The organism is Chthoniobacterales bacterium (assembly GCA_035274845.1).
Lineage (GTDB): Bacteria > Verrucomicrobiota > Verrucomicrobiia > Chthoniobacterales > UBA10450 > AV80.
Window position 1 is genome coordinate 14846 of sequence record DATENU010000007.1, and the last position, 20203, is coordinate 35048.

The following is a 20203-nucleotide window of genomic DNA, read 5'->3' on the forward strand; positions in this document are numbered from 1 at the left end:
CTTAGGATGCCTTGGCCGCGACTTCCGCGCGCTTGCCCGTCAGATGCCCATTGCCTGAAGTGACGCCGTTGTATGCCGCGATTTCACTCCCCCGCCCGGTCGGTTTTGGTCGCGGACCGAAATTAAACTTTACCGTTTTCCAGGTATCGCCGCGCTTGGCGTGCAAACCGAGGCTGGCGGTCGGCTCGTAGCCGCAATGCGTCATGCAATTCTCGCAGCGCGGGTCTTTCGCGACACCTTCCACCACGCCGTACTTGTTCCAGTCCACATTCGCGAGGAGGTCGGCGTAGCTCTTGTAATGGCCGGTGCCGTTTGTGCCGGCGGCATCCGTCATGAAATAACAGGGAGCTTTCCAGCCGCTGATGTTGCGGGTCGGAATCGCCCAGGCAGAGCAGGTCAGGTCGCGTTTGCCGGCGAGAAATTCGAAGTAAACCGGCGTCCCGAAAAACGTGTAGCGCTTCATCCAGTCTTCCATCTTCGCGAACTTTTTCACCGTCGCGCTTCGGGTGAGAAAGAAATTTTCCGGCTGCAAGCTCAGCCGTTTGATCATGTCCTGCTTGGCCGCGTCGTACTCGTAGCCCGGGGTGATGGTGTGGCCATCCACGCCGAGATCGGAAAGGAAATCGAAGAGCTGTTCGAGCTCTTCCATATCGGTTTCCTTGTAAACGGTCGTGTTCGTCGCGATCTGATAACCAAGGATTTTCGCCATCTTGATCGCGAGGATGCATTCCTTGAAAACGCCTTCGCGCTCGACAATCAGATCGTGCGTCCGCTCCAGCCCATCGAGGTGGACGTTCCAATACATCCAGCGGCTCGGGCCGATGGTCGGTTTCGCCGGATCTTTTGGACCTTGCCGGACGACTTCCGCATCCTTTTCGGAAACGAGGCCTTTGGCGACCAATTCCGCGAGCTTCGACTCCAGACCGGCGCGGCTGCCGTTATTCGCTTTCGCCAATTCGGCCGCCATCCATTCCCGCATCTTTTTGCGCATGAACATGGCGTTGGTGCAGACGTAAACGATCCGTTTTTGCTCGAAGAGTCCGTTCACCAACGCTTCGATTTGGGGATAAATCAGGGGCTCCCCGCCGCAGATCGAGACCATGGGGGCGTTGCACTCCCGGGCAGCCCCCAGGCAGTCTTCCAGCGGCAAAATGTCCTTGAGCGAGGTGGAATACTCCCGGATCCGTCCGCAGCCGGTACAGGTTAAGTTGCACGTATGCAAGGGCTCAAGCTGGAGGACGGTGGCAAACTTCGGAGTCCGCCGCAGCTTGTTGGTGATGATGTAGGCGGCGATCTTGGAGGTCAACGCCAGCGGGAATCGCATAGGAAGCGAGGATAGTAACAAGGGGGGGCCCGCTGTCAATAAGACTGCCCCCTCTCAATCTTGCTCCTGATCAGGAGCATCAGCAGGAAAAAGTGACAGCATTCATCGCTGGGCGTACCTTCATCTGCCAGCATGAAAACGCCTGAAACCGTCGCTATTCTCGGCGCCTCGCCCAAGCCGGACCGCTACGCCTATAAAGCATTCGAGCTCTTGCAGGAATACGGGCACCGGCCCGTGCCCATTAATCCCGCCTTCGCCGATATCCTGGGGGAGAAATGCTACCCGAGCATATCGGACGCTCCGCGACCAATTGACACCGTGACGTTGTACCTCGGTGAAGCGCGCTCGAATCCGCTGATTGACGGCATCGTCGCCGCGAAACCGCGCCGCATCATCATGAACCCCGGGGCGGAGAACTTCGCCTTGGCGGAAAAAGCGGAAGCGGCCGGCATCGAAGTGGTCGAGGGCTGCACCCTGGTGATGCTCCGGACGGGGCAGTTCTAGACGCGAGAGCGCGTTCCCTCCTAGTTACCGAAGCCTCGCCAGGCGTTGTAAAATACGTCCACTAACGAGAGCGAAAGCAGGACCCCCGACAACAGGACCGCAAAAGGCAGCCGGCGGCCTGCGATGGAGAAACTTCGATCACGCCCTACCGCGATAATGAAAAGAGACGCGGTAAAGACCACCGGTAAAAAGAGCGTCAGGATAAAACGCGTATCGCTGGTGATCGCGTCGAACCAGGCGAAGGCGACGATGAAAAACGCGCAGAACAAAAAGGCAAACGCCGCCCCAAACGGATTTTCGGCGACGAGCTGCCAGCCACGACGCGGGTCGCTTACCCACATAACCCCGGCCAGCAGCACGAGCCCCACCATGAATTTGTAGTGGCCGACCGCCATGGCTTTCTGAGTGGCGAGCGAGCGCAACCCTCGCGCGAATCGATTGACCACCTGCGACAGCGAGTGTTCCCGCCAATACTTCGCGGCCGAAGGAATCTGGTCGGCGGGAAGAGCGCGCCATTTCTCGCGGTCATGTTGAAGTTCCAGCCATCCAAGCGCTTCGGGCCACGAATCGCACCACACCACGATGGCCGAGTTCACATTGAAGAAATAGGCGCCGTAAACTTCTTTGCTGGTTCGCAGATAGGCGGAGGTGACGGCCAAAAAGGTCACGATGACCAGGAGAAGCGCGAGCACGCGCGGCCCAACTTCTCCGGTCCTGTCACCCCTTTTCCAAAAAGTCTGGACGACGAAGAGGAGCACCCAGAGAGCCAGTGCGGGAAGCAGCGATCCCTTGGTCAAATGGGCCACGCCCATCGTTGCCCCGGCGAGCACCGCCAGCCACCAACGCGGCGTGGCGAACAATCGCGCGAACAAAAGGAAGGCGCAGAAGCAGAGGGTGTAGAGAAGCACCTCCGGTTGCGCCATCCCGGCGCGATAGAGAAACATCCCGAACGCCGTGATGCTAACGAGCGCTACGGCGTAAATCGTCGGGAATGTCCTGCGGAAAATCAGGAAGAGCAGGAACAAGAGAACAATGGACAGATTGACCGTGAACGTTTGCGCCCGCTCGAGAAATTTCTCCTCTGTCAGTCCCGGTTCGTAGAGGAACGAGAGGAGAAATGGATAGACCGGCATCCGGGCGCGTTCTCCTACGGCCGCGTAGTTCGTTTCATACATTCGGACGGCATCCGCCAGGTAGGCGCCCTGGTCGCCCTGAGTCGCCGGCGTCGGTTCGAATTGCCGGCGAGCATGGGCTTCGAACCCGTAGATTACGAGAATCAGCAACACCACCAGCATACCGCCGTGACGTCGAAAGAAGGAGACCGGCGTGGGGGCCGCGGCGGGCGGAGAATTTTCTGAATCCGAAATCGGCGAAGGCGCACCCAAGGCAGCGGCTCTCCTTCCTTCAGGGCGCCTGCCAACCCCGCCTGATCAGGCTCACCGCAATCGCCGCCAGGAGCAGCGAAATCAATTTCGAGACGCCCCTCAGGCCCTGCTGCCCCATCCAGCGAGTAAAATGGCTCGCGTAGCGGAACCCAATGCCGACCAACAGCAAATTGACGAGGAGCGCCAAGACCGTGAACAAAATTCCGACGGTATCCACCAGGAGGAGCAACGCGGTGAGCAAGGCCGGGCCGGCGATTAGGGGCATCCCGAGAGGAACCACTCCAAACGCTTCTCCGGCGTAGCGGTTCCGTTCGCCGAGGTCGAGAAGCTCGCGGACCGCGATGCCGAGGAGAATCAGGCCCCCCGCCACCTGAAAATCCGAAACGGTAATTCCAAGAGCGCGAAAAATTATTTTGCCGAGAAAAATGAAACCGATCGAAACGGCCAGGCTCGTGATCAAGCCAAGGGTGCCTTCATGCTGCCGGCGCTTGGCGTCGGCATGGCCGCCCAGCCCGAGAAAAATCGCGACGAGCCCGATGGGATCGATCGCCACGAAAAGCGGGATGAAGGCGAGAATGAATTTTTCGAGGTACGGTTGCATCAACTGCGATCTCATCGCATGGCGCGCCGATTTTCGCAAAACGCGCGTTGCGTCCCCCCGACGGAGCCGCCGTTTCCCAAACCGCGGATTCCGTCACCCCTTGTCAGGGGTTTTCGACATAATTCTTGCCGCGATTCCCGGAGTTTCGCCGCGCTGCACTCCGGGCTCTAATCCCTCGCCTCCAGCGCTCCAATTCAGGCAACCCTTGTCATCCGAGCGAAGCGTAGCGAAGTCGAGGGCCCCCACGTCCACCAGATCGGTATCGCTCGCACCAAGGCGGGGTTGTTCGACTCCGCTGCGCTCCGCTCAGAATGGCGGTGTTCGTGCACGTGCGCGCGGTTTCCGTCACCCCTCCGGGGTTCGATGGATTCGGATGCGACTGTCCCGGAGTTCGCTACGCTTCACTCCGGGCTTTATTCCTTCGCGCCTCCGGCGCTATGAACGAGTGGAGACACATGGGGGTTGCCTCCGCCTCGGCGCGGACAGCGACACCACCAGCAGCGCCGAAAGGCGCGGCGGAATAAAGCCGGGAGTGAAGCGAAGCGGAACTCCCGGTTTGATGTTCAAGACAGGTCAAGCCCCTGAAACGGGGCGACGGAAACAAAGGGCGGTTTGGAAAGCGCCCCTCCTTGAAGATCCGCCCCCCGGATTCCACTTTACCCTCCTCCCCTTCTCCAACATGTTTCGGCTTCCACTTCGTTATTTATGAAACCGACAATTTTGCCACTCCTCTTTTTCGCAATCACCGCCAGCCTTCGCGCCGATGAACTGAAAACCGCGGATTCCTTCCGCGAAGCCGCGACCAAGGCAAATGCAATTCTGACCCTGCCGGAGTGGGAGCAGACGCCGGATGCGGTCGAAGCGTCGATGACAAAGGCGATCGCGACCGCGAACGCCGCGCTCGATCAGATCGGCGCCCAGGACCCAGCCAAGGTTACGTTCAAGAGCACCGTCGTCGCGCTCGACGACCTCGGTTACCAAGCTCGGCTGGCGGCCAACCGGGCCACCATCATCAAGGAGACCAACACGTCTCCCGCCATGCGGACCGCCGCCGAAAACGCGGTCAAAAACTTCCAGGATTGGGCGGTGGGTGTCGATTATCGCGAGGACGTTTACAAGGCGATCAAGGCATTCGAGAAAACCCAGCCGAAGCTGAGCGGCGAGGAGGCGAAGCTGTTCAAGGAAACTTTACGCGATTATCGCCGCGCCGGACTCGATCTGCCGCCGGAAAAGCGCAATGAGGTCGAGCAATTGCGCAAGGATCTCTCCAAGCTCGGAACGACTTTCGATACAAACATAGTTGAAGTGCAGGCGCCGGTCGTCTTCACCAAAGCGGAACTGGAGGGCATGCCGGAGAGCTTTCTCGCTTCTCCCGGGGTCAAGACCGGGGACGACGCCTACACGGTGAAAGCCAACGTCACCTGGCAATATCTCGCGGTGATGGATAACGCGAAGAGCGAGGAGCTGCGCAGGAAGCTCTACGTCATTCACGACTCGATGGCGAAAGAGAAAAACGTCGAGGTGTTGAACCAGATGCTTGCGCTTAGGAACAAGATCGCGCTCCGGCTCGGCTACAAATCGTGGGCGGATTATCAGACCGAAATCAAAATGGCGAAGTCGGCCGCTGGCGCGACGAAATACATCGACGATCTCGTGACCGGTTCGCAGCCGAAGTTCGCCGCCGAGATTGAAGAGCTGCGCAAACTAAAGGCCGCCGAAACGAAGGACCCGAAAGCCGCCATTAAGATCTGGGATTTCCGCTATTACACCAACCAACTGAAGAAGCAGAAATACGCCGTCGATACCGAGGCATTGCGCTCGTACTTCCCGTTCCAAAAAACGCTGGAAGGGATGTTCGCCATTTATCAGAGCATCTTCGGCCTGAAATTCGAGAAGATCGCGGTCCCGCAAAAATGGGTGGACGACCTCCAACTCTACGCGGTCACCGATGCGGCCACCGGCGAACCGCTCGGGATGTTTTATCTCGATATGTTTCCGCGCGAGGGAAAATTCAACCACTTCGCCGAGTTTGAAATCATCGGCGGCAAGCAGATGGCCGACGGGAAATACCAGCGCCCAACCGTGGCGTTGCTTTGCAATTTTCCGCCGCCGAACGCGGAGGGCCAATCGCTCCTCACCCATACCGACGTGGAAACGCTCTTCCACGAGTTTGGGCATGCGCTCCACACCATGGTGACCCGCGCAAAGTTTTCTCGATTCGCGGGAACCAATGTGCCGGGCGATTTCGTTGAGGCGCCTTCGCAAATGCTGCAAAACTGGGTCTGGGAAAAGAAGGTCCTCGATACCTTTGCCGCCGATTATCGCGATCCCGCGAAGAAGATCCCCGCGGAAACGATCGAGAAAATGAAGGAAGCGAAACTGGCCACGGCCGCCACCTACTACCGGCGGCAATTCTCGATGGCCTCCCTCGACCTGGCGCTGCATGCGCCGCATCCGGAAGGACAGGCCTACGATTGCGTCGCCATTTCGAACCCAATCCTCGAGAAGGTCTTTCTGCCGATCGCGCCCGAGACGACGTTCGTCTCCTACTTCGGCCATCTGAATGGCTACGACGCCGGCTATTACGGTTACGCCTGGGCGGATGCGATCGCGGCGGATATGGCGACGGTGTTCGAAGCGGCGAAAGACCGTTATCTCGACAAGCAGGCCGGAATGCGTCTGCGCAAGGATATCTACGAGCCGGGCGATTCGCGGGAGATCACCGAATCGATCGAGAAGTTCCTTGGCCGCAAACAATCGGTCCAGCCGTTTCTGAAGAAAATCGGGATCGCGGCAGCGAAAGATAAAAATACGAAGCCGACGGTGAAGCCCCCGGACGCCCGATAACATGAAACCGGCCCATATTCTTCTATCGGCATTTTCCTTCGGCGTTTCCGCGCTTGCCGCGGACCCTCCACCGAAAGCGGCTCTGGACGCCATGACCGCCGCCGATCTTTTGAAACACATCAAGGTTCTTGCTTCCGATGAATTCGAAGGACGCGCACCGGGTTCCAAGGGGGAGGAACTCTCGGTCAAATATATCTCGGAGCAGTTCAAGAACCTGGGGCTCAAGCCGGGCAACCCCAACGGCACCTACACCCAGGAAGTTCCGCTCGCGGGAATCACGACCAGGCCAACCGCGTCGTTTACCGTCGGCGACAAAAGGACCGATCTGAAATTCCCGGACGATTACGTCGCGTCATCGGCGCGGCTCCAACCGGAGATCAAGGCGGCGAACACCGATATCGTGTTTGTCGGATACGGGGTGGTCGCGCCGGAATTTGGCTGGGACGATTACAAGGACGTCGATGTTCGCGGGAAAACGATCCTTATGCTGATCAACGATCCGGCGATTCCAGATCCGGCCGATCCGTCGAAGCTCGATCCGAAAATGTTCAAGGGCAGCGCAATGACCTATTACGGCCGCTGGACCTACAAGTACGAAATCGCGGCGGAAAAAGGCGCCGCCGCGGCGGTCATCATTCATGAGACAAAACCGGCCGCGTATCCCTATTCGGTCGTGATGTCGAGCTGGGCGAAGGAGAACTTCGAGATCGATGCCGCGGACAAGAACGCAGGCGCGGTTCAAATCCGGTCGTGGATCACGCTCGATGTCGCGAAAAAATTGCTGACCGATTGCGGCCAGGATTTTGACGCACTGAAAAAAGCGGCGATTACCAAAGAGTTCCGGCCCGTGGCGTTAACCGCGAAAGCCAGCTTTGATCTCAAACAGACCGTGCGGCCGTTCAAGTCGCGCAATGTCGTCGCCAAAATCGAAGGGAGCGATCCGAAGTTGAAGGACGAATGGGTCATTTACAGCGCGCACTGGGATCATCTCGGGAAGCATGACGACATCCCGGGCGATAAGATTTTCAACGGCGCGTCGGACAACGCGTCGGGTGTCGGTGGACTGCTCGAGTTGGCCACAGCGTTTACGAAAATGAAACCGGCGCCGAAGCGTTCAGTGCTCTTCATGGCGACCACGGCGGAAGAAGCCGGCCTGCTGGGCGCAAAGTTTTATGCGGAGCACCCGCTCTACCCGCTGGAGAAGACCCTGGCCGACATCAACATGGATGGCCTCAGCCTCTGGGGAAAAACCCGCGACTTCGAGGACATCAGCTTCGGCAATTCCGATCTCGACGAGATCCTCGCCGAAGCGACGAAAAAACAGGGCCGCGTGATGAACCCGAACAGCGAATCGGAGAAAGGAACATTTTATCGCGCGGATAATTTCGAGTTCTCCAAGGTCGGAGTGCCGTCGCTCTACACCAAGGAAGGACGCGATGTCATCGGCAAACCGCCGGGTTTCGGCCAGCAAAAGAGGGATGAATACATCGCGAAGCATTATCACCAGCCCTCGGACCAGGTGAATCCAGAGTGGGATTTGTCCGGCGCCGCGGAGGACCTGCGCTTGTTGCTCGAGGTCGGCTACCAGGTGGCGAACGGGGAGAAATTCCCCGAGTGGAAACCCGGGACCGAATTCAAGGCGAAGCGCGACGCGATGCTGAAGAAATGATCTGACGCCGGAGATGAACCTTTCCGTCCCGATTATCAGTGTCGCCGTCGGCGTGGCGATCCTGTTGTTCGGGCGAAAGCTGTTCTGGCTCTTCGTCGCGGCGCTTGGTTTCGCCATCGGACTGGAGGTCGCGGCCTACTTCATGAAGGAGCCGCCGCAATGGATGACGTTGCTCGTCGCGCTCGGCTGCGGAGTGATCGGCGCGCTCCTTGCGATCCTGCTTCAAAAACTTGCGATCGCGGTGGCCGGATTCCTCGCCGGCGGCCGGATCGCGTGGGCGCTGGCGGCAACGTTCTTCGTCGATCACATCCACTATCGCGGCATCACCTTTGTCATCGGCGGAATCGTGGGCGCGCTTCTGCTGCTCGCCTTGTTCGATTGGTCCTGATCCTTCTTTCTTCAATCGAAGGCGCGCACCTGATCGGAAACGGATTCACCCTGCCGGAAAAAGGCACGATGATTCTGACCATCGCGCTCGCCGCGATCGGGGTGATTGTCCAGGGCTCGATGATGCGGCGCTCGCGTCGCGTCGCGGAATGACGCTGTAGCCGCCCCGCTCTGTCGGGGCGTTTCCTCGGCGCGGCGACAGAGCGCCGCTACAGCGCTTAATGCCGGAAATGCCGGACGCCGGTGAAGATCATGGCCATGCCGCGTTCATTGGCGGCCGCGATTACTTCCTCGTCGCGGACTGAGCCGCCGGGTTGAATCGCACAGGTGGCGCCGGCATCGGCCGCCGCAAGCAAACCGTCCGGGAAAGGAAAAAAGGCATCGCTCGCCACCGCGCTTCCGCCGAGCGACAGGCCCGCTTCCCCCGCTTTCCACACAGCGATACGCGAAGCGTCCACACGTGACATTTGCCCGGCGCCGATACCGAGCGTCCGATCCGGCCCGGCGTAAACGATGGCATTGGATTTCACGTGTTTCACCACGTGCCATCCGAAAATCATCGCGGACAACTCATGTTCCGCCGGCTGCCGCGTTGTGACGACTTTGTTCTCGAGGTCCGTGAGCGCGCCGGAATCCCTGTCTTGGGCGAGCAGGCCGCCCGCCACGGAACGGATGTCCTGCAAAGGCGTCTTGGACGGGGCTGGAGTCAGCGACCGGATCAGCCGCAGGTTCTTTTTCTTTTGAAACAAAGCCCGCGCCTCGCTTTCAAAATCCGGCGCGATAATCACCTCGCTAAAGATCTCGCTGATCGCCTTGGCGAGCGGCTCGCTGACCGGACGATTGCAGACGATAACCCCTCCGAACGGCGCCTGCTTGTCGGTCGCGAAAGCTTTTTCCCAGGCTTCGCGCAGGTCCGGATCGCTGCCCACTCCGCAGGGGTTGGTGTGCTTCAAAATCGCGACCGTCGGATCGGTAAATTCGGCGATCAGGTTGGCGGCCGCGCTGATGTCCAGGATGTTGTTAAAGGAAAGCTCCTTGCCGTGCAGTTTCGTGAAGTGCTGGTCGAAATCGCCGTAAAGCGCCGCGGTCTGATGCGGATTCTCGCCGTAACGCAGGCGCGTCACCAGCGGAAGCGAGAGCGAAAAGGATGCGTCGGTGGACTGCTCCTGGTTCAGGAAACTGCCGATCGCGCGGTCGTAATCGGACGTTTTGATGAACGCCTTGATGGCCAGGCGCTCGCGCAATTTCAGGGTCGTCTCCCCTTCGTGATCGCGCATGTCTTCCAGGACCGTGTCGTAATCGGCCGGATCCACCACCACGGTGACCGACTCATAATTTTTCGCGGCGCTGCGGATCATGGAAGGTCCGCCGATGTCGATTTGCTCGATCGCTTCCGGAAGGGTGACGCCCGGCTTCTGTATCGTAGCTTCAAATGGATAGAGATTTACGACCACAAGATCGATCGGTTGAAACCCGCATTCCTTGGCCTGTTTTTCGTGGAGCTCGTTCCCGCGTTTGTAAAGCAGCCCGCCGTGCACCCGCGGATGGAGAGTCTTTACCCGGCCTTCGAGCACTTCAGGAAAATCCGTGAAGCTGGAAATATCCCGCACTGGGACGCCTTCTTTGCGCAGCAGATCCGCGGTCCCACCGGTGGAAATAATATCGACGCCTTTCTTTTCCAAGGCCCGGGCGAACTCCGCCACGCCTTTCTTGTCGGAAACGGAGATGAGAGCGCGAGTGACTTTCATTTTCGATGAACAGAAAATTTATCCGCGGATTACACGGATGCCACGGATCAAAACACAGAAATTTGAGACTCCAGATCCATCCGTTTCATCCGTGTAATCCGCGGTTCAAAAATTCTCTACCGATCGAGGATGACGTTTTTCGCCATCGGATAGAGAACCGGGCAGCAGCCGATCGTTTCACAGAAGGCTTTGCTGAAGTGACTCAGGCTGGCGTAGCCCACTTCGGTAGCGGCCTCTGTGACATTGTATCGCCCGCTGCGCAGGAGCTCCGCGGCGCGTTCCATTCGGAGTTTCCGCAGATATTGCGGAATGGTCAGGCCGACTTCGCGGGAAAAGCTGCGGCTCAGGTAAAACGGGCTGCACCCCACTTCCCGTCCGAGCATTTCGAGGGTCGGCGGCTGGGCCAGATCGCGGGCCAGCAATTCCTTGGTTCGTTCGACGCGGTCCCGGGCCACCCGCTTTTGCCGCATGCAAAACAGCTCCGGGTCTTTCGGCGCGAACAGGAAATGCGACATCAGCTCCAGGGCTTTGCTTTGATACCAAAGAGCCTGGGCGGGCTTGGAAACCGGCGGCGTCAGCAGCGTGGAGACGACCTGATGCTGCTCCGCCGTCATAGGCCGGGCGGAGGAAACAATCGGGCGTTCCTTTTCGGGGAAAATCGCGGCGCGCAGCTGAGGTTCCAGGTCGGCTTCGCAATCGGCAAGCTGACGTTGCAAATGGTCGTTGGAAAACTCGACGGTCACGAATTGATGATGATCGCGCGCCTGGCGCGAAGCCCGGAGCGGTTCGTCGGCGACCGCATAATAACCGGCACTGCTGGAAACGTAATCGGCCTCACGGCCCACGGCGCCACGTCCGGCGACGTTGAGACAAAACTCGAGGCTGCGCGGACGGAAGCTCTGGCCCCAATCGAGCGAGCGCTCGGTCCGGAAATCGTGCCACTGGAGGCTTACCCCCAGCCGGTCGAAATCGCCCCAGAGCTGGCGCCATCCCTGGGGGACGTCGCGCCACGCGATAGCTTCGTCGTTGCAAACCATGTGGGCCGACTTTACGGGCGCGGGGGGCGCGAATGCAAGTCGGGTTTGGCCTCCGGGAGCACAATGCGGTAATCGTTGCGGCTCCGATCAGGCATGAAATCGCCTTATTGATAACGTGACAAAACAATCCTGGCCGGGAACGAATATCAAGAACTTGACACCGGACGTAGTCCGATCAGTCTAAACGAAAGGAATTCCCCTTGGCTGCGGATAAGACGATCGTTAGCGCGAAGATTCATCCCGGAATCGGTGTGGCGCGGGTGGGAAACAGCAAATCAGAATTTTTCGTGGGCCCGGAAGTTCCCCATCCGACCCCGGCTCCGCTCGACTATTACAAAGACGCCACAGGTGCGCTGAAACGTCAGGCCGCGAAATTTCGCATTTATGGCTACAATGCTGCCGGCGAAGTGATCGGCGAATTAAACGCTTCCAACGCCGAGATCGTGTGGACAGTTCACGTCGCCAACAAGAAGGCGGCCTGGTTCAACTTCGAAACGGCGATGGATATCCCCGAGGCTACGGCTTGTGTCCTGCGAAATGCCGGCGTGGTCGGAGAAAAGCGGAGCCAGTTAATCATCGATCCGGGCCCGCGATCAATTAAAGGAGAAAAGGGCGCCCCGGCGCAGAAGTTCGACACCGGCGAATTTTTTGGGACGAAGGTTTACCTAGGCGAGTTGACCACCGATGAGCTAGGAAATCTGATTTTCCTCGGCGGGAGGGGCGAGTCCAACAGTCCGTTCCCAAATAATCCGCCTTATACGTTCGCCAATAATGACGGCTGGCATGACGACACCTCCGATGGGCCGGTTTCCGCGGAGGTTCGCGTCAAGGGCAAGTCAATCCCGGTGGATCCCGCCTGGGTCGTGACCGCGCCCCCTAATTACGCGCCGGAAATTGTCTCAGTCCAAACGATGTACGACTTGCTCTACGACACCTACCAGAAGGTTTGGATCAAGCCGGTCACCAAGCCCTCGTTCACCGAGCACATCTTTCCGATCTTGCAGCAGTTCTGTGATGCCCAATGGGTGAATTATGGCTTTCACGTTCAATTCGGCTGGCGATCACCCTACGATTTTCTGCAACCGGATTACTTCGACAAGCTCCATCGAGTGGTGTCGAACGATGGGCTGCCTGATTTGTTTCATGAAGTGCGGTTGCAATTGTTTAACATCTTCCGCGACCCGGCGTCTTCCGCTTTGAACGTTCTGGCCTGGCCCCAAATGTACGGGGATGCAGTGACAATTCCCGCCACTGGGCCGCGGTCTTTGCTGGCCCTGACCACGACCCAGTACCAATTCCTCCGACTCTGGGCCAGTGGCCAATTTGAGGATGATTGGCCCGCCGGTGGACCAAAATATCCCGGGAAGCTGGCTGAGGTCGAGCTGAGGGACCGGCCGGCGACGCTGGATAAAGCGGCTTTGTGGTTTTGTTTGGGAGGCCCGTTCCATCCTGGATGCGAAATGACTTGGCCGATGAGACGGAGGACAATGTACTACGCGCCGTTTCGAGTTCGGCCCCGGGCCCCAAATCAATCCGAACCAGATTATGGCACGACCTTGACGCCGGAGGTGGCCACGGGAGAGTTTGGCCCACTCTACGCGAACGGCCCGGGGGATCTCACGCGCTGGATGGCGGTGCCGTGGCAGACGGACACGGCAAGCTGCCGGGCCGGATACGAGTCTGGCTACGATCCGTTTATCCCGACATTCTGGCCCGCACGCGTTCCCAATCATGTCCTGACGGAGGAGGCTTACCAGCAGGTGATGAATAAGAAGCTGCCGCTGGAAAAACGTGTGCTGGCTTTCAACACGCGCGCGGTCTGGTACCGATTTCTGCTGGGAGGGACGCTGGCTCAGATCAAACAGATGATTTCCGATTTCGGAAAGCTCGGGGTGGTGGAGCGGCGGGCGGGGCCGAAGGACAAGCTCCCAGTTTTTCCACCCGACCTCTACGTCGAGTCTCAGACGGGATTTGCCCAAACAGTTTCGGCCGCCAGGAATCTGCGCGTGGGCCCGGCCGAGAAGGTCACCCGCCAGCAGAACCGACGAGCGCTTGCCGAGCGGGCTGAGGGAGCGATGCCCAGGGGGATCGAGGATTTTGCGAACCTCGCAAATCGCGCGAAATGGAAGACACCGGCGGACAGCCTCTGACTTCGCGAACGAGACGGCGCAGGCCCGGGAGATGCGTAGGCCCTTTGGTAGCTAGTCACTAATATGGCGCTGCCGCGCCGTATGTTTGATACGATTGTCGTGGGGGGCGGGCCAGCCGGTTCGGTGACGGCACTTGTCCTGGCCAGGGCCGGTGAGCGGGTCTTGTTACTTGAAGCAAAGTCCTGCCTCTCGTTTAAGGTTGGGGAGAGCTTGCCTCCGGCGATAAAGCCGCTTCTTCGTGATCTCGGCCTTTGGGATTCATTTGTCGCGGATGGCCATCTGGCTTGCTACGGGAATCAATCGGCGTGGAGCAGCTCGACGCTCCGGTCGACTGAGTTCATCAAAGATCCGCATGGTCACGGATGGCATCTCGACCGCCCTAGATTTGACGCAACGCTCAGGAACGCGGCCCGGCACGCCGGCGTGTGCGTCCATGAAGAATCCAAGGTGGTGGAGGTGCGACGAGCCAGGAAGACATTTGAGGTGGAACTTGGGGCACACGGCAACGTGCGCGGCCGCTGGCTGGCCGATTGCACCGGACGCCTCAGCCTTGTGGCGCGCCAACAAGGTGTCCGCCGGGTCAAACACGACAGCCTGGTCGCATTCGTTACTCTCTTCGCGACAAGGACGACCGAAAGCGAATTCGATTCAGACTCGGCTACGCTCGTTGAGTCCGCGCCTGAAGGCTGGTGGTATACCGCCCTGCTCCCATCCCGCAAAAGAGTTGTCGTTTACCATACCGATGCCGGCACCAGTTCCTCTTCCCTGGCCCGCACCATCTGCGGATATCGATCGCTCTTGCACCGGACGAAACACATCCGCGCGAAAATCTCTCGTCACGGTTATGTGTTCCCGGGCCGACCGAAAGCCGCCGCGGCCAATAGCGCCCGGCTGGAAAAATTTCACGGAGATGATTGGATCGCGGCGGGCGATTCGGCCCTGTCGTTCGACCCCCTGTCCTCGCAGGGAATCCTGACCGCCATCTACGCTGGGCTCAAGGCCGGTCAGACGCTCATTGCACGCAAGGCCGGAGATGAAGGCGCGCTCGGCCGGTACGGCGAGCGGATGGAGTCAATCTACGCCGCCTACCTCGCTCAGCGACACTCATTCTACGGTTATGAACAGCGATGGAGCGGAAAGGATTTTTGGAAAAGGCGCCACGACGGAACACTCCCGAAGTGACCTGTTCATCACCGGGGCGGCCCGCGAAAATGCACGTCAGGTTTGACCTCTAGGAGCGCGGCACGATCCCAATGGCCGAGCGTCGAGGCCGCGTCGTACGCGCCGCGGGCAAAATCGAGCAGCGCCTGATCGGGCTCTGCAGCCTGCCGGACAGCCTCGTAGGGAAGGACGAATTCCTTGAGTTGCGCGTTAAAGCTCGCGGCCGCGGGTTTCACTTTCGCATCAGAAAATCCGCTGGGTTCCGGGTAGGCGTAGGAATAAAAAATCGGATCAGGCATGGCTTCATTTCCCGGCCAGAACCCGAGGCTGCTTACTTCGTGCGAATAAGCCTCGCGCGTGATGGCGTCCGGCAAATGCGGGACGCCGCCGGGATGCTGGGGCGCGCGGCGGCCGGAGAACCGGGTGACGGCCAGGTCGAAGCTCCCCCAGAAAAAATGGACCGGGCTACATTTGCCGCAGAACTCCGCGCGAAATTCCTTAAAGACCCGGTCGCTCTGGAGAAGGACGCGCCAGAAGCGGTTCGCGTATTCCGCGTCGTAAGCGGCGTCCGTTTCGTTTTTCTCGAACGGGACCGCGGGGTCCACTTCATTCGGAGTGGTGTTGATCTCGACCGGCATTTCAAGATCGGCCAACGCGTTCATAACCTCACGATAAAACGCCGCGACTGAGAGCGGTCTCAACTTGATGACCCGAATTTCGCCGCCGCTGGTCAGGATTCGCAGTTGGTGGTCGATGAAATCGAAACGGATTTCAAATGTCGTCGTTCCGTGTGGGATCGGCGATGTCGTTAAGCCGCGCGAGGTAAGATAGAGGGTGACGTGCCAGGAATGATTCGTCCAGGGGGTGAGCGCGAGCCGGATCTTCCCGACGATCTGCGTCCACATGTGAAGAGTCCTGGCGGTCTCCTTCCACTCCGGGAGGGGAAGCGAAGGCCAGAGAGTTTCCGACGAGGCCACGAATTTTACCGGTTGAAGAAATCCACGAAGGAACGCCGGACCTTGTGAAATATTCGGGTCGCGTCGTGAGTTGTGCGGCGGAACATTCTCTTCACATCTTTCAATACGATGTTCTCGTCGGAATTTTCGTCCTCGTCCTGAACCTGATCATCCTCCGCCGGCGGCGGATTGTCGGCGGTGTCCGGGTTCACTTCCACCTGCTCCATGTTCCGGCCCTGATACATTCCCTCGACGCGGGTTACCCGGCCGTCGCTGGCGCGAATGTGGATCGTGCCCACCGGCCGGTTCCTCCGGTCGGCCAGGGCCACGACCCAGATCGGGTTTCCGCGATCGTCGGTCCGCAGCGTGTAACTGGTAAGCGAGAAGGTGACGTGCGATGTCTCCGCGGTATGGGCCGCAACCGAATACGCGCCGGTGGAATCAAGATTCAACTTCGAGGTGTTGATCGTCGCGCCCTGGGTGGAACCGACGACCGAGCGGTTCGGCACGCGCTGCGAGACGACGCGATTGTCTTCCACCACGATCTCGCGCACGCCGTTAGCCGCGTTCTTGTCCTCGACCAAAATCTTCCAGGACCGCGGTTGGGGATCGCCCTCCACGCCGTTGACCGAGACGACGCGATTAACCAGCCCGCGATTGAGCTGCGTGCCGATGACTCGCAACGCCTCGTAGGCGCTCGGGCTTTCCTGGGCCAAAACCGGTCCGGTCGCGAGGAGCAATGCGAGCAGCAATTTCCACATGACGAAAGAGAGCTATGCTTGCGCCGGCTGTCCACCGGGTTTTCGGTAGGGAGTTTGAATAGGCGGCGGCATAGGTTCAGCGTTCACGCGGGTTAATGAAAAAAACGAAGGTCGAATTTTCCAGCCACACCGGCAATCTGGCGCCGATGCGAAAATTCGTGCGCGGATTCCTGGACGCGTATCCGTTTTCCGAAAAGGAACGCATGCTCATGGTGCTGGGAGTAGACGAAGCCTGCACCAATATTATTCGGCACGCTTATCAATTGCGGGACGATCAATTGATCTCGCTCTCCCTGGAAGGATTGCGCCATTGCATTCGAATGCGGTTGCGCGATTACGGGAAGCAAACCGAGGTCCATACCATGAAAGGCCGGGCGCACGATCTGATTCGACCGGGCGGTTTGGGCCTGCACCTGATCCGGAACGCGTTCGACAAGGTGGATTACATTTTGAAGGCGCGGGGGACGGAGCTGGTGATGACGAAGAATCTGGGGAGGGCGGCGTGAGGGTCGTGTCCCCCGTCTTCTGTAGCCGCTTCGCTGTGCGAAGCGAGACGCCGCTCACCGTCGATCTTGCGTCGCCCGCAGGGCGACGGCTACAGAAAAAGCTCTGAAACCATGAAACCGCCTGAAACCGATCCCGCTTTCGAGATTTCGCTGCGGCCGCCGATGTTCAGCGAATTCACCGGCCAGGTGAAGGTTTGCGAGCGCCTGGAACTCCTGGTCGAAGCCGCGAAAAAGCGGGGCGACGTTCTCGAGCACATCCTGCTCAGCGGACCGCCCGGTCTCGGGAAAACCACGCTGGCGAACATCATCGCGAACGCCATGGGGGTCAGCGTGAAAAACACGAGCGGGCCGGTGATCGAAAAGGCCGGAGAGCTGGCCGGTCTTTTGACGAGCCTCGAAAAAGGCGACGTCCTGTTCATCGACGAGATCCATCGGCTTCAGCCAACGATCGAAGAATACCTTTATCCCGCGATGGAGGATTACCGGCTGGACATCATTATCGATCAAGGGCCCCAGGCGCGAAGTCTTCGCCTGCAATTGCCAAAGTTCACCCTGATCGGCGCCACCACCCGCGCGGGGATGGTGAGCGCGCCGTTGCGGTCGCGTTTCGGGATGACGGCGCGGCTCGACTATTATAGCGCGGACGAAATGCATAAGATCATCACGCGCAGCGCCGGGTTGCTCCGCGTGGAAATCGATTCCGCCGGCGCAGCCGAAATCGCCAGCCGCACCCGCGGAACGCCGCGGACCGCCAACAATCTCCTCCGCTGGGTGCGCGACTACGTCCAGGTGAAGGCCGACGGAAAAATCACGGCCGATCTGGCTGACAAAGCGTTGACCATGCTCGAAATCGACCGGGATGGGTTCGATCAGTGGGACAAACGGATCATTGAAACGTTGATCCACAAATTCAACGGCGGGCCGGTGGGATTGAGCTCGCTCGCGGTGGCCGTAGGCGAGGAGGCGGGAACACTCGAGGAAGTGAATGAGCCGTATCTGATTATGGAGGGATATATAAAGCGCACGCCGCAGGGACGGGTGGCGATGCCGAATGCGTACCGGAAGCTAGGGTTGAAAGTGCCGGTGGGGACGCAGGAAGAGTTGTTTGGAAAATGACGAAGAAATGACGAAGCGCCTCCGGCCCTCGCCCTTTTGATCCCGTGGAAAGCGACTTCTTCCAACAAGCGTCCAAGGTCTTCACCGTCGCCGAGCTCACCCGCCAGATCCGCGGGACGCTCGAGACAAAATTTGGCGCAGTCTGGGTGCAGGGAGAAGTCTCTAATCACAAACTGCATCCCTCAGGACATCGCTATTTCACCCTGAAGGACCAGCGCGCGGCCATCTCCTGCGTGATTTTTCGAAATACCCTGCCGCCCGGGGGGCCGCCCATCGCCGATGGCGCGCAGGTCCAGGTTTACGGGAACGTCTCTGTTTTCGAGGCGCGCGGCCAGTATCAGCTTAGCGTGCAAATCCTGCAGACGCGCGGGGCCGGTCTGCTTCAGGCAAAGTTCGAAGCACTCAAGCGCAAGCTGGAAGCGGAAGGCCTTTTTGATTCCGCCCGGAAACGCGCCCTGCCGAAATTCCCAAAACGCATTGGCATCGTCACCTCACCGACCGGCGCGGCGGTTCGCGATATCCTGAATGTGCTGCGCCGGCGGGCGCCAAATGTGGAAGTGCTCATCAGTCCAGTGCGCGTGCAGGGCATCGGCGCGGCGGCGGAAATCGCCACGGCTATTAAGGAGCTAAGCGCGCCGAACACCGCCTGGGCTCCAATAGATTTGATCGTCATTGCGCGTGGCGGCGGCAGCATAGAGGACCTGTGGGAGTTCAATGAGGAAATCGTCGCGCGCGCCATCTTCCACTCCCCTCTCCCGCTCGTGAGTGCGGTCGGTCATGAAATCGATTTCACCATCGGGGATTTTGTCGCCGACCTTCGGGCGCCGACCCCGAGCGCGGCGGCGGAGCTGATTGTGGCCGACGCAGCCGAACTCGCGCGGCGGGTGAACGAGCTGGAGAATTGCCTGAAAAAATATCTGCGCAATTTCCTGCAACAAAGCCTGACGCGTCTGCGTTTTCTCTCCGAGCGGACGCTGGCCCGGGAGCTGACGCAGCGAATGCGCGACACCCAGCAGCAACTGGATCTCACCGCGGAGTCGCTCCGCCGCCGATCAAAACAATTTGTGGCGGACGCGCGGGCGGCCCTTGCCGGGCGCGCGCAGTCTTTGAAGTCGCACGATCCTAAAAGTGAGCTGGCGCTTCGGCGCAGCCACCTGACCGATCTGCATCGGCGTTTTGTCGCCCAGCCACGGCGCTTATGGGAAAGCGCCCAGCAACGCTTCCAGCGCGGCAAAGAAATTCTGCGTGTTCTTGGACCAGAAGCGACGCTTCGCCGCGGCTACAGCATCACCACGAACAGCAAAGGCCAGGTGATTCAAACCGTCGCGGCTGTGCGCGCAAAATCGAAAATTCGCACTCGGGTGGCGGACGGCGAATTTGAGTCGGAAGTTATTGGGCCTCCGGCCCCGCCAAAACCGTAGCGCCGTCACCGGAAACCACGCTTTCCTGGGGAGCGCCGGGGAGAGCCCCAATTTCGGCCTGGAACCTCGCCGGAGTATTCTTATTACCGGCCAGCGTCGCCTGGATTCTTTGGTAAACACCGGTATCGCCGCTCTTCCGAATGACCACAAAACCAGCATCGCCGAAAGGCACCGCCGCCGGGTTAAGAGCGGTATCGTAAACGTAGTTCGAGCTGGCAGCGAAAACCGTGTTGGACGGATCGGTGCTCTTCACTTTGTAAACCTTGAGAGCGCACCTGCCGGAAAGAGTGACTACGGCCTGCGGGCCGCCCGTGCTGTGCACGATGCAATTCGCCCCTGGCGCGCTCAGCATTTCCTGAAGATCTTCTGCCTTCAGATACCCCTTTTGGACCAGTTTAGTGCAGTAGCCCGCCAGATCGATGGCCGGATAATCTCCCGGCCAGGCCGAATCTGCGTCGCCGTTGGCGGCCCCATCGGTCGCCATATGAAAGCCGGCAAGATAGAAGGTGCGAGCATTCTTCATCGTCCGCGTCATCTCTCTTTTGGTGATGGCGTGTCTGATGGTTGGCCAGGCCAGAACGCCGAGCAGGCCGACCACCAGGATCACGACCAACAAGCGAAGCCAGGTAA

Annotated in this window: 18 protein-coding genes; 10 read left to right on the top strand and 8 right to left on the bottom strand. The window is 59.4% G+C overall.

Annotation, left to right across the window (positions count from 1 at the left end; genetic code table 11):
- Position 1 precedes the first annotated feature (1 nt).
- Positions 2–1324 carry a DUF3463 domain-containing protein gene (locus VJU77_02620; GenBank protein HKP02230.1) on the bottom strand — a complete coding sequence of 441 codons (1323 nt, stop codon included), beginning with the start codon at positions 1322–1324 and terminating at the stop codon, positions 2–4.
- Positions 1325–1456: 132 nt separating this feature from the next.
- On the opposite strand from VJU77_02620, the gene VJU77_02625 reads away from it, so the two are divergent.
- Complete coding sequence (locus VJU77_02625) at positions 1457–1828, top strand: CoA-binding protein (protein ID HKP02231.1); 372 nt, start codon at positions 1457–1459, stop codon at positions 1826–1828.
- Between the two features lie 20 nt (positions 1829–1848).
- On the opposite strand, the gene VJU77_02630 is transcribed toward VJU77_02625, so the two are convergent.
- Positions 1849–3123, bottom strand: a complete 1275-nt coding sequence (locus tag VJU77_02630; protein ID HKP02232.1) for a hypothetical protein — start codon at positions 3121–3123, stop codon at positions 1849–1851.
- A gap of 109 nt (positions 3124–3232) precedes the next feature.
- Positions 3233–3829 carry a MarC family protein gene (locus VJU77_02635; GenBank protein HKP02233.1) on the bottom strand — a complete coding sequence of 199 codons (597 nt, stop codon included), beginning with the start codon at positions 3827–3829 and terminating at the stop codon, positions 3233–3235.
- A 690-nt stretch (positions 3830–4519) separates the two neighbouring features.
- Between VJU77_02635 and VJU77_02640 the strand changes: the two genes are divergently transcribed.
- From VJU77_02640 to VJU77_02655, 4 genes are read left to right on the top strand one after another with little or no spacing between them, the layout of a single operon-like run.
- The gene (locus tag VJU77_02640) at positions 4520–6661 is read left to right on the top strand and encodes a M3 family metallopeptidase (GenBank protein HKP02234.1); all 2142 of its coding nucleotides are present in this window, start codon (positions 4520–4522) and stop codon (positions 6659–6661) included.
- A 1-nt stretch (position 6662) separates the two neighbouring features.
- Positions 6663–8330, top strand: a complete 1668-nt coding sequence (locus VJU77_02645) for a M28 family peptidase (protein HKP02235.1) — start codon at positions 6663–6665, stop codon at positions 8328–8330.
- A gap of 13 nt (positions 8331–8343) precedes the next feature.
- The gene (locus tag VJU77_02650) at positions 8344–8718 is read left to right on the top strand and encodes a DUF4203 domain-containing protein (protein ID HKP02236.1); all 375 of its coding nucleotides are present in this window, start codon (positions 8344–8346) and stop codon (positions 8716–8718) included.
- Positions 8709–8870: a hypothetical protein gene (locus VJU77_02655; protein ID HKP02237.1), complete on the top strand. Its 162-nt coding sequence runs from the start codon at positions 8709–8711 to the stop codon at positions 8868–8870. Before VJU77_02650 ends, VJU77_02655 begins: the two co-directional genes overlap by 10 nt.
- A 65-nt stretch (positions 8871–8935) precedes the next feature.
- Here VJU77_02655 and purH read toward each other — a convergent pair whose 3' ends face one another.
- Together purH and VJU77_02665 are read right to left on the bottom strand one after the other, a co-directional pair.
- Positions 8936–10465 (bottom strand): bifunctional phosphoribosylaminoimidazolecarboxamide formyltransferase/IMP cyclohydrolase, encoded by a 1530-nt coding sequence (purH, locus tag VJU77_02660; protein HKP02238.1) that lies wholly within the window; start codon positions 10463–10465, stop codon positions 8936–8938.
- A gap of 116 nt (positions 10466–10581) precedes the next feature.
- The gene (locus tag VJU77_02665; GenBank protein ID HKP02239.1) at positions 10582–11502 is read right to left on the bottom strand and encodes an AraC family transcriptional regulator; all 921 of its coding nucleotides are present in this window, start codon (positions 11500–11502) and stop codon (positions 10582–10584) included.
- Positions 11503–11702: 200 nt separating this feature from the next.
- On the opposite strand from VJU77_02665, the gene VJU77_02670 reads away from it, so the two are divergent.
- On the top strand, positions 11703–13652 hold the full coding sequence (locus VJU77_02670) for a LodA/GoxA family CTQ-dependent oxidase (protein ID HKP02240.1): 1950 nt from the start codon (positions 11703–11705) through the stop codon (positions 13650–13652).
- Positions 13653–13733: 81 nt separating this feature from the next.
- Positions 13734–14834 carry a tryptophan 7-halogenase gene (locus VJU77_02675; protein HKP02241.1) on the top strand — a complete coding sequence of 367 codons (1101 nt, stop codon included), beginning with the start codon at positions 13734–13736 and terminating at the stop codon, positions 14832–14834.
- Positions 14835–14842: 8 nt separating this feature from the next.
- Here the strand turns inward: VJU77_02675 and VJU77_02680 are convergent, their stop codons facing one another.
- Both VJU77_02680 and VJU77_02685 read right to left on the bottom strand, forming a co-directional pair.
- The gene (locus VJU77_02680) at positions 14843–15790 is read right to left on the bottom strand and encodes a DUF5996 family protein (GenBank protein HKP02242.1); all 948 of its coding nucleotides are present in this window, start codon (positions 15788–15790) and stop codon (positions 14843–14845) included.
- Positions 15791–15795: 5 nt separating this feature from the next.
- A complete protein-coding gene (locus VJU77_02685; protein HKP02243.1) occupies positions 15796–16530 on the bottom strand; it encodes a hypothetical protein in 735 nt (244 codons plus the stop codon).
- A 95-nt stretch (positions 16531–16625) separates the two neighbouring features.
- Between VJU77_02685 and VJU77_02690 the strand changes: the two genes are divergently transcribed.
- The 3 genes from VJU77_02690 (at position 16626) to xseA (ending at position 19573) form a co-directional block, all read left to right on the top strand.
- Positions 16626–17036 (top strand): ATP-binding protein, encoded by a 411-nt coding sequence (locus VJU77_02690; protein HKP02244.1) that lies wholly within the window; start codon positions 16626–16628, stop codon positions 17034–17036.
- A gap of 111 nt (positions 17037–17147) precedes the next feature.
- Positions 17148–18152 (top strand): Holliday junction branch migration DNA helicase RuvB, encoded by a 1005-nt coding sequence (gene ruvB / locus VJU77_02695; protein HKP02245.1) that lies wholly within the window; start codon positions 17148–17150, stop codon positions 18150–18152.
- Positions 18153–18196: 44 nt separating this feature from the next.
- Positions 18197–19573 carry an exodeoxyribonuclease VII large subunit gene (gene xseA / locus VJU77_02700; GenBank protein ID HKP02246.1) on the top strand — a complete coding sequence of 459 codons (1377 nt, stop codon included), beginning with the start codon at positions 18197–18199 and terminating at the stop codon, positions 19571–19573.
- On the opposite strand, the gene VJU77_02705 is transcribed toward xseA, so the two are convergent.
- Positions 19542–20189: a hypothetical protein gene (locus VJU77_02705; GenBank protein HKP02247.1), complete on the bottom strand. Its 648-nt coding sequence runs from the start codon at positions 20187–20189 to the stop codon at positions 19542–19544. The two genes, xseA and VJU77_02705, sit on opposite strands and share 32 nt — an antisense overlap.
- Positions 20190–20203: the final 14 nt, after the last annotated feature.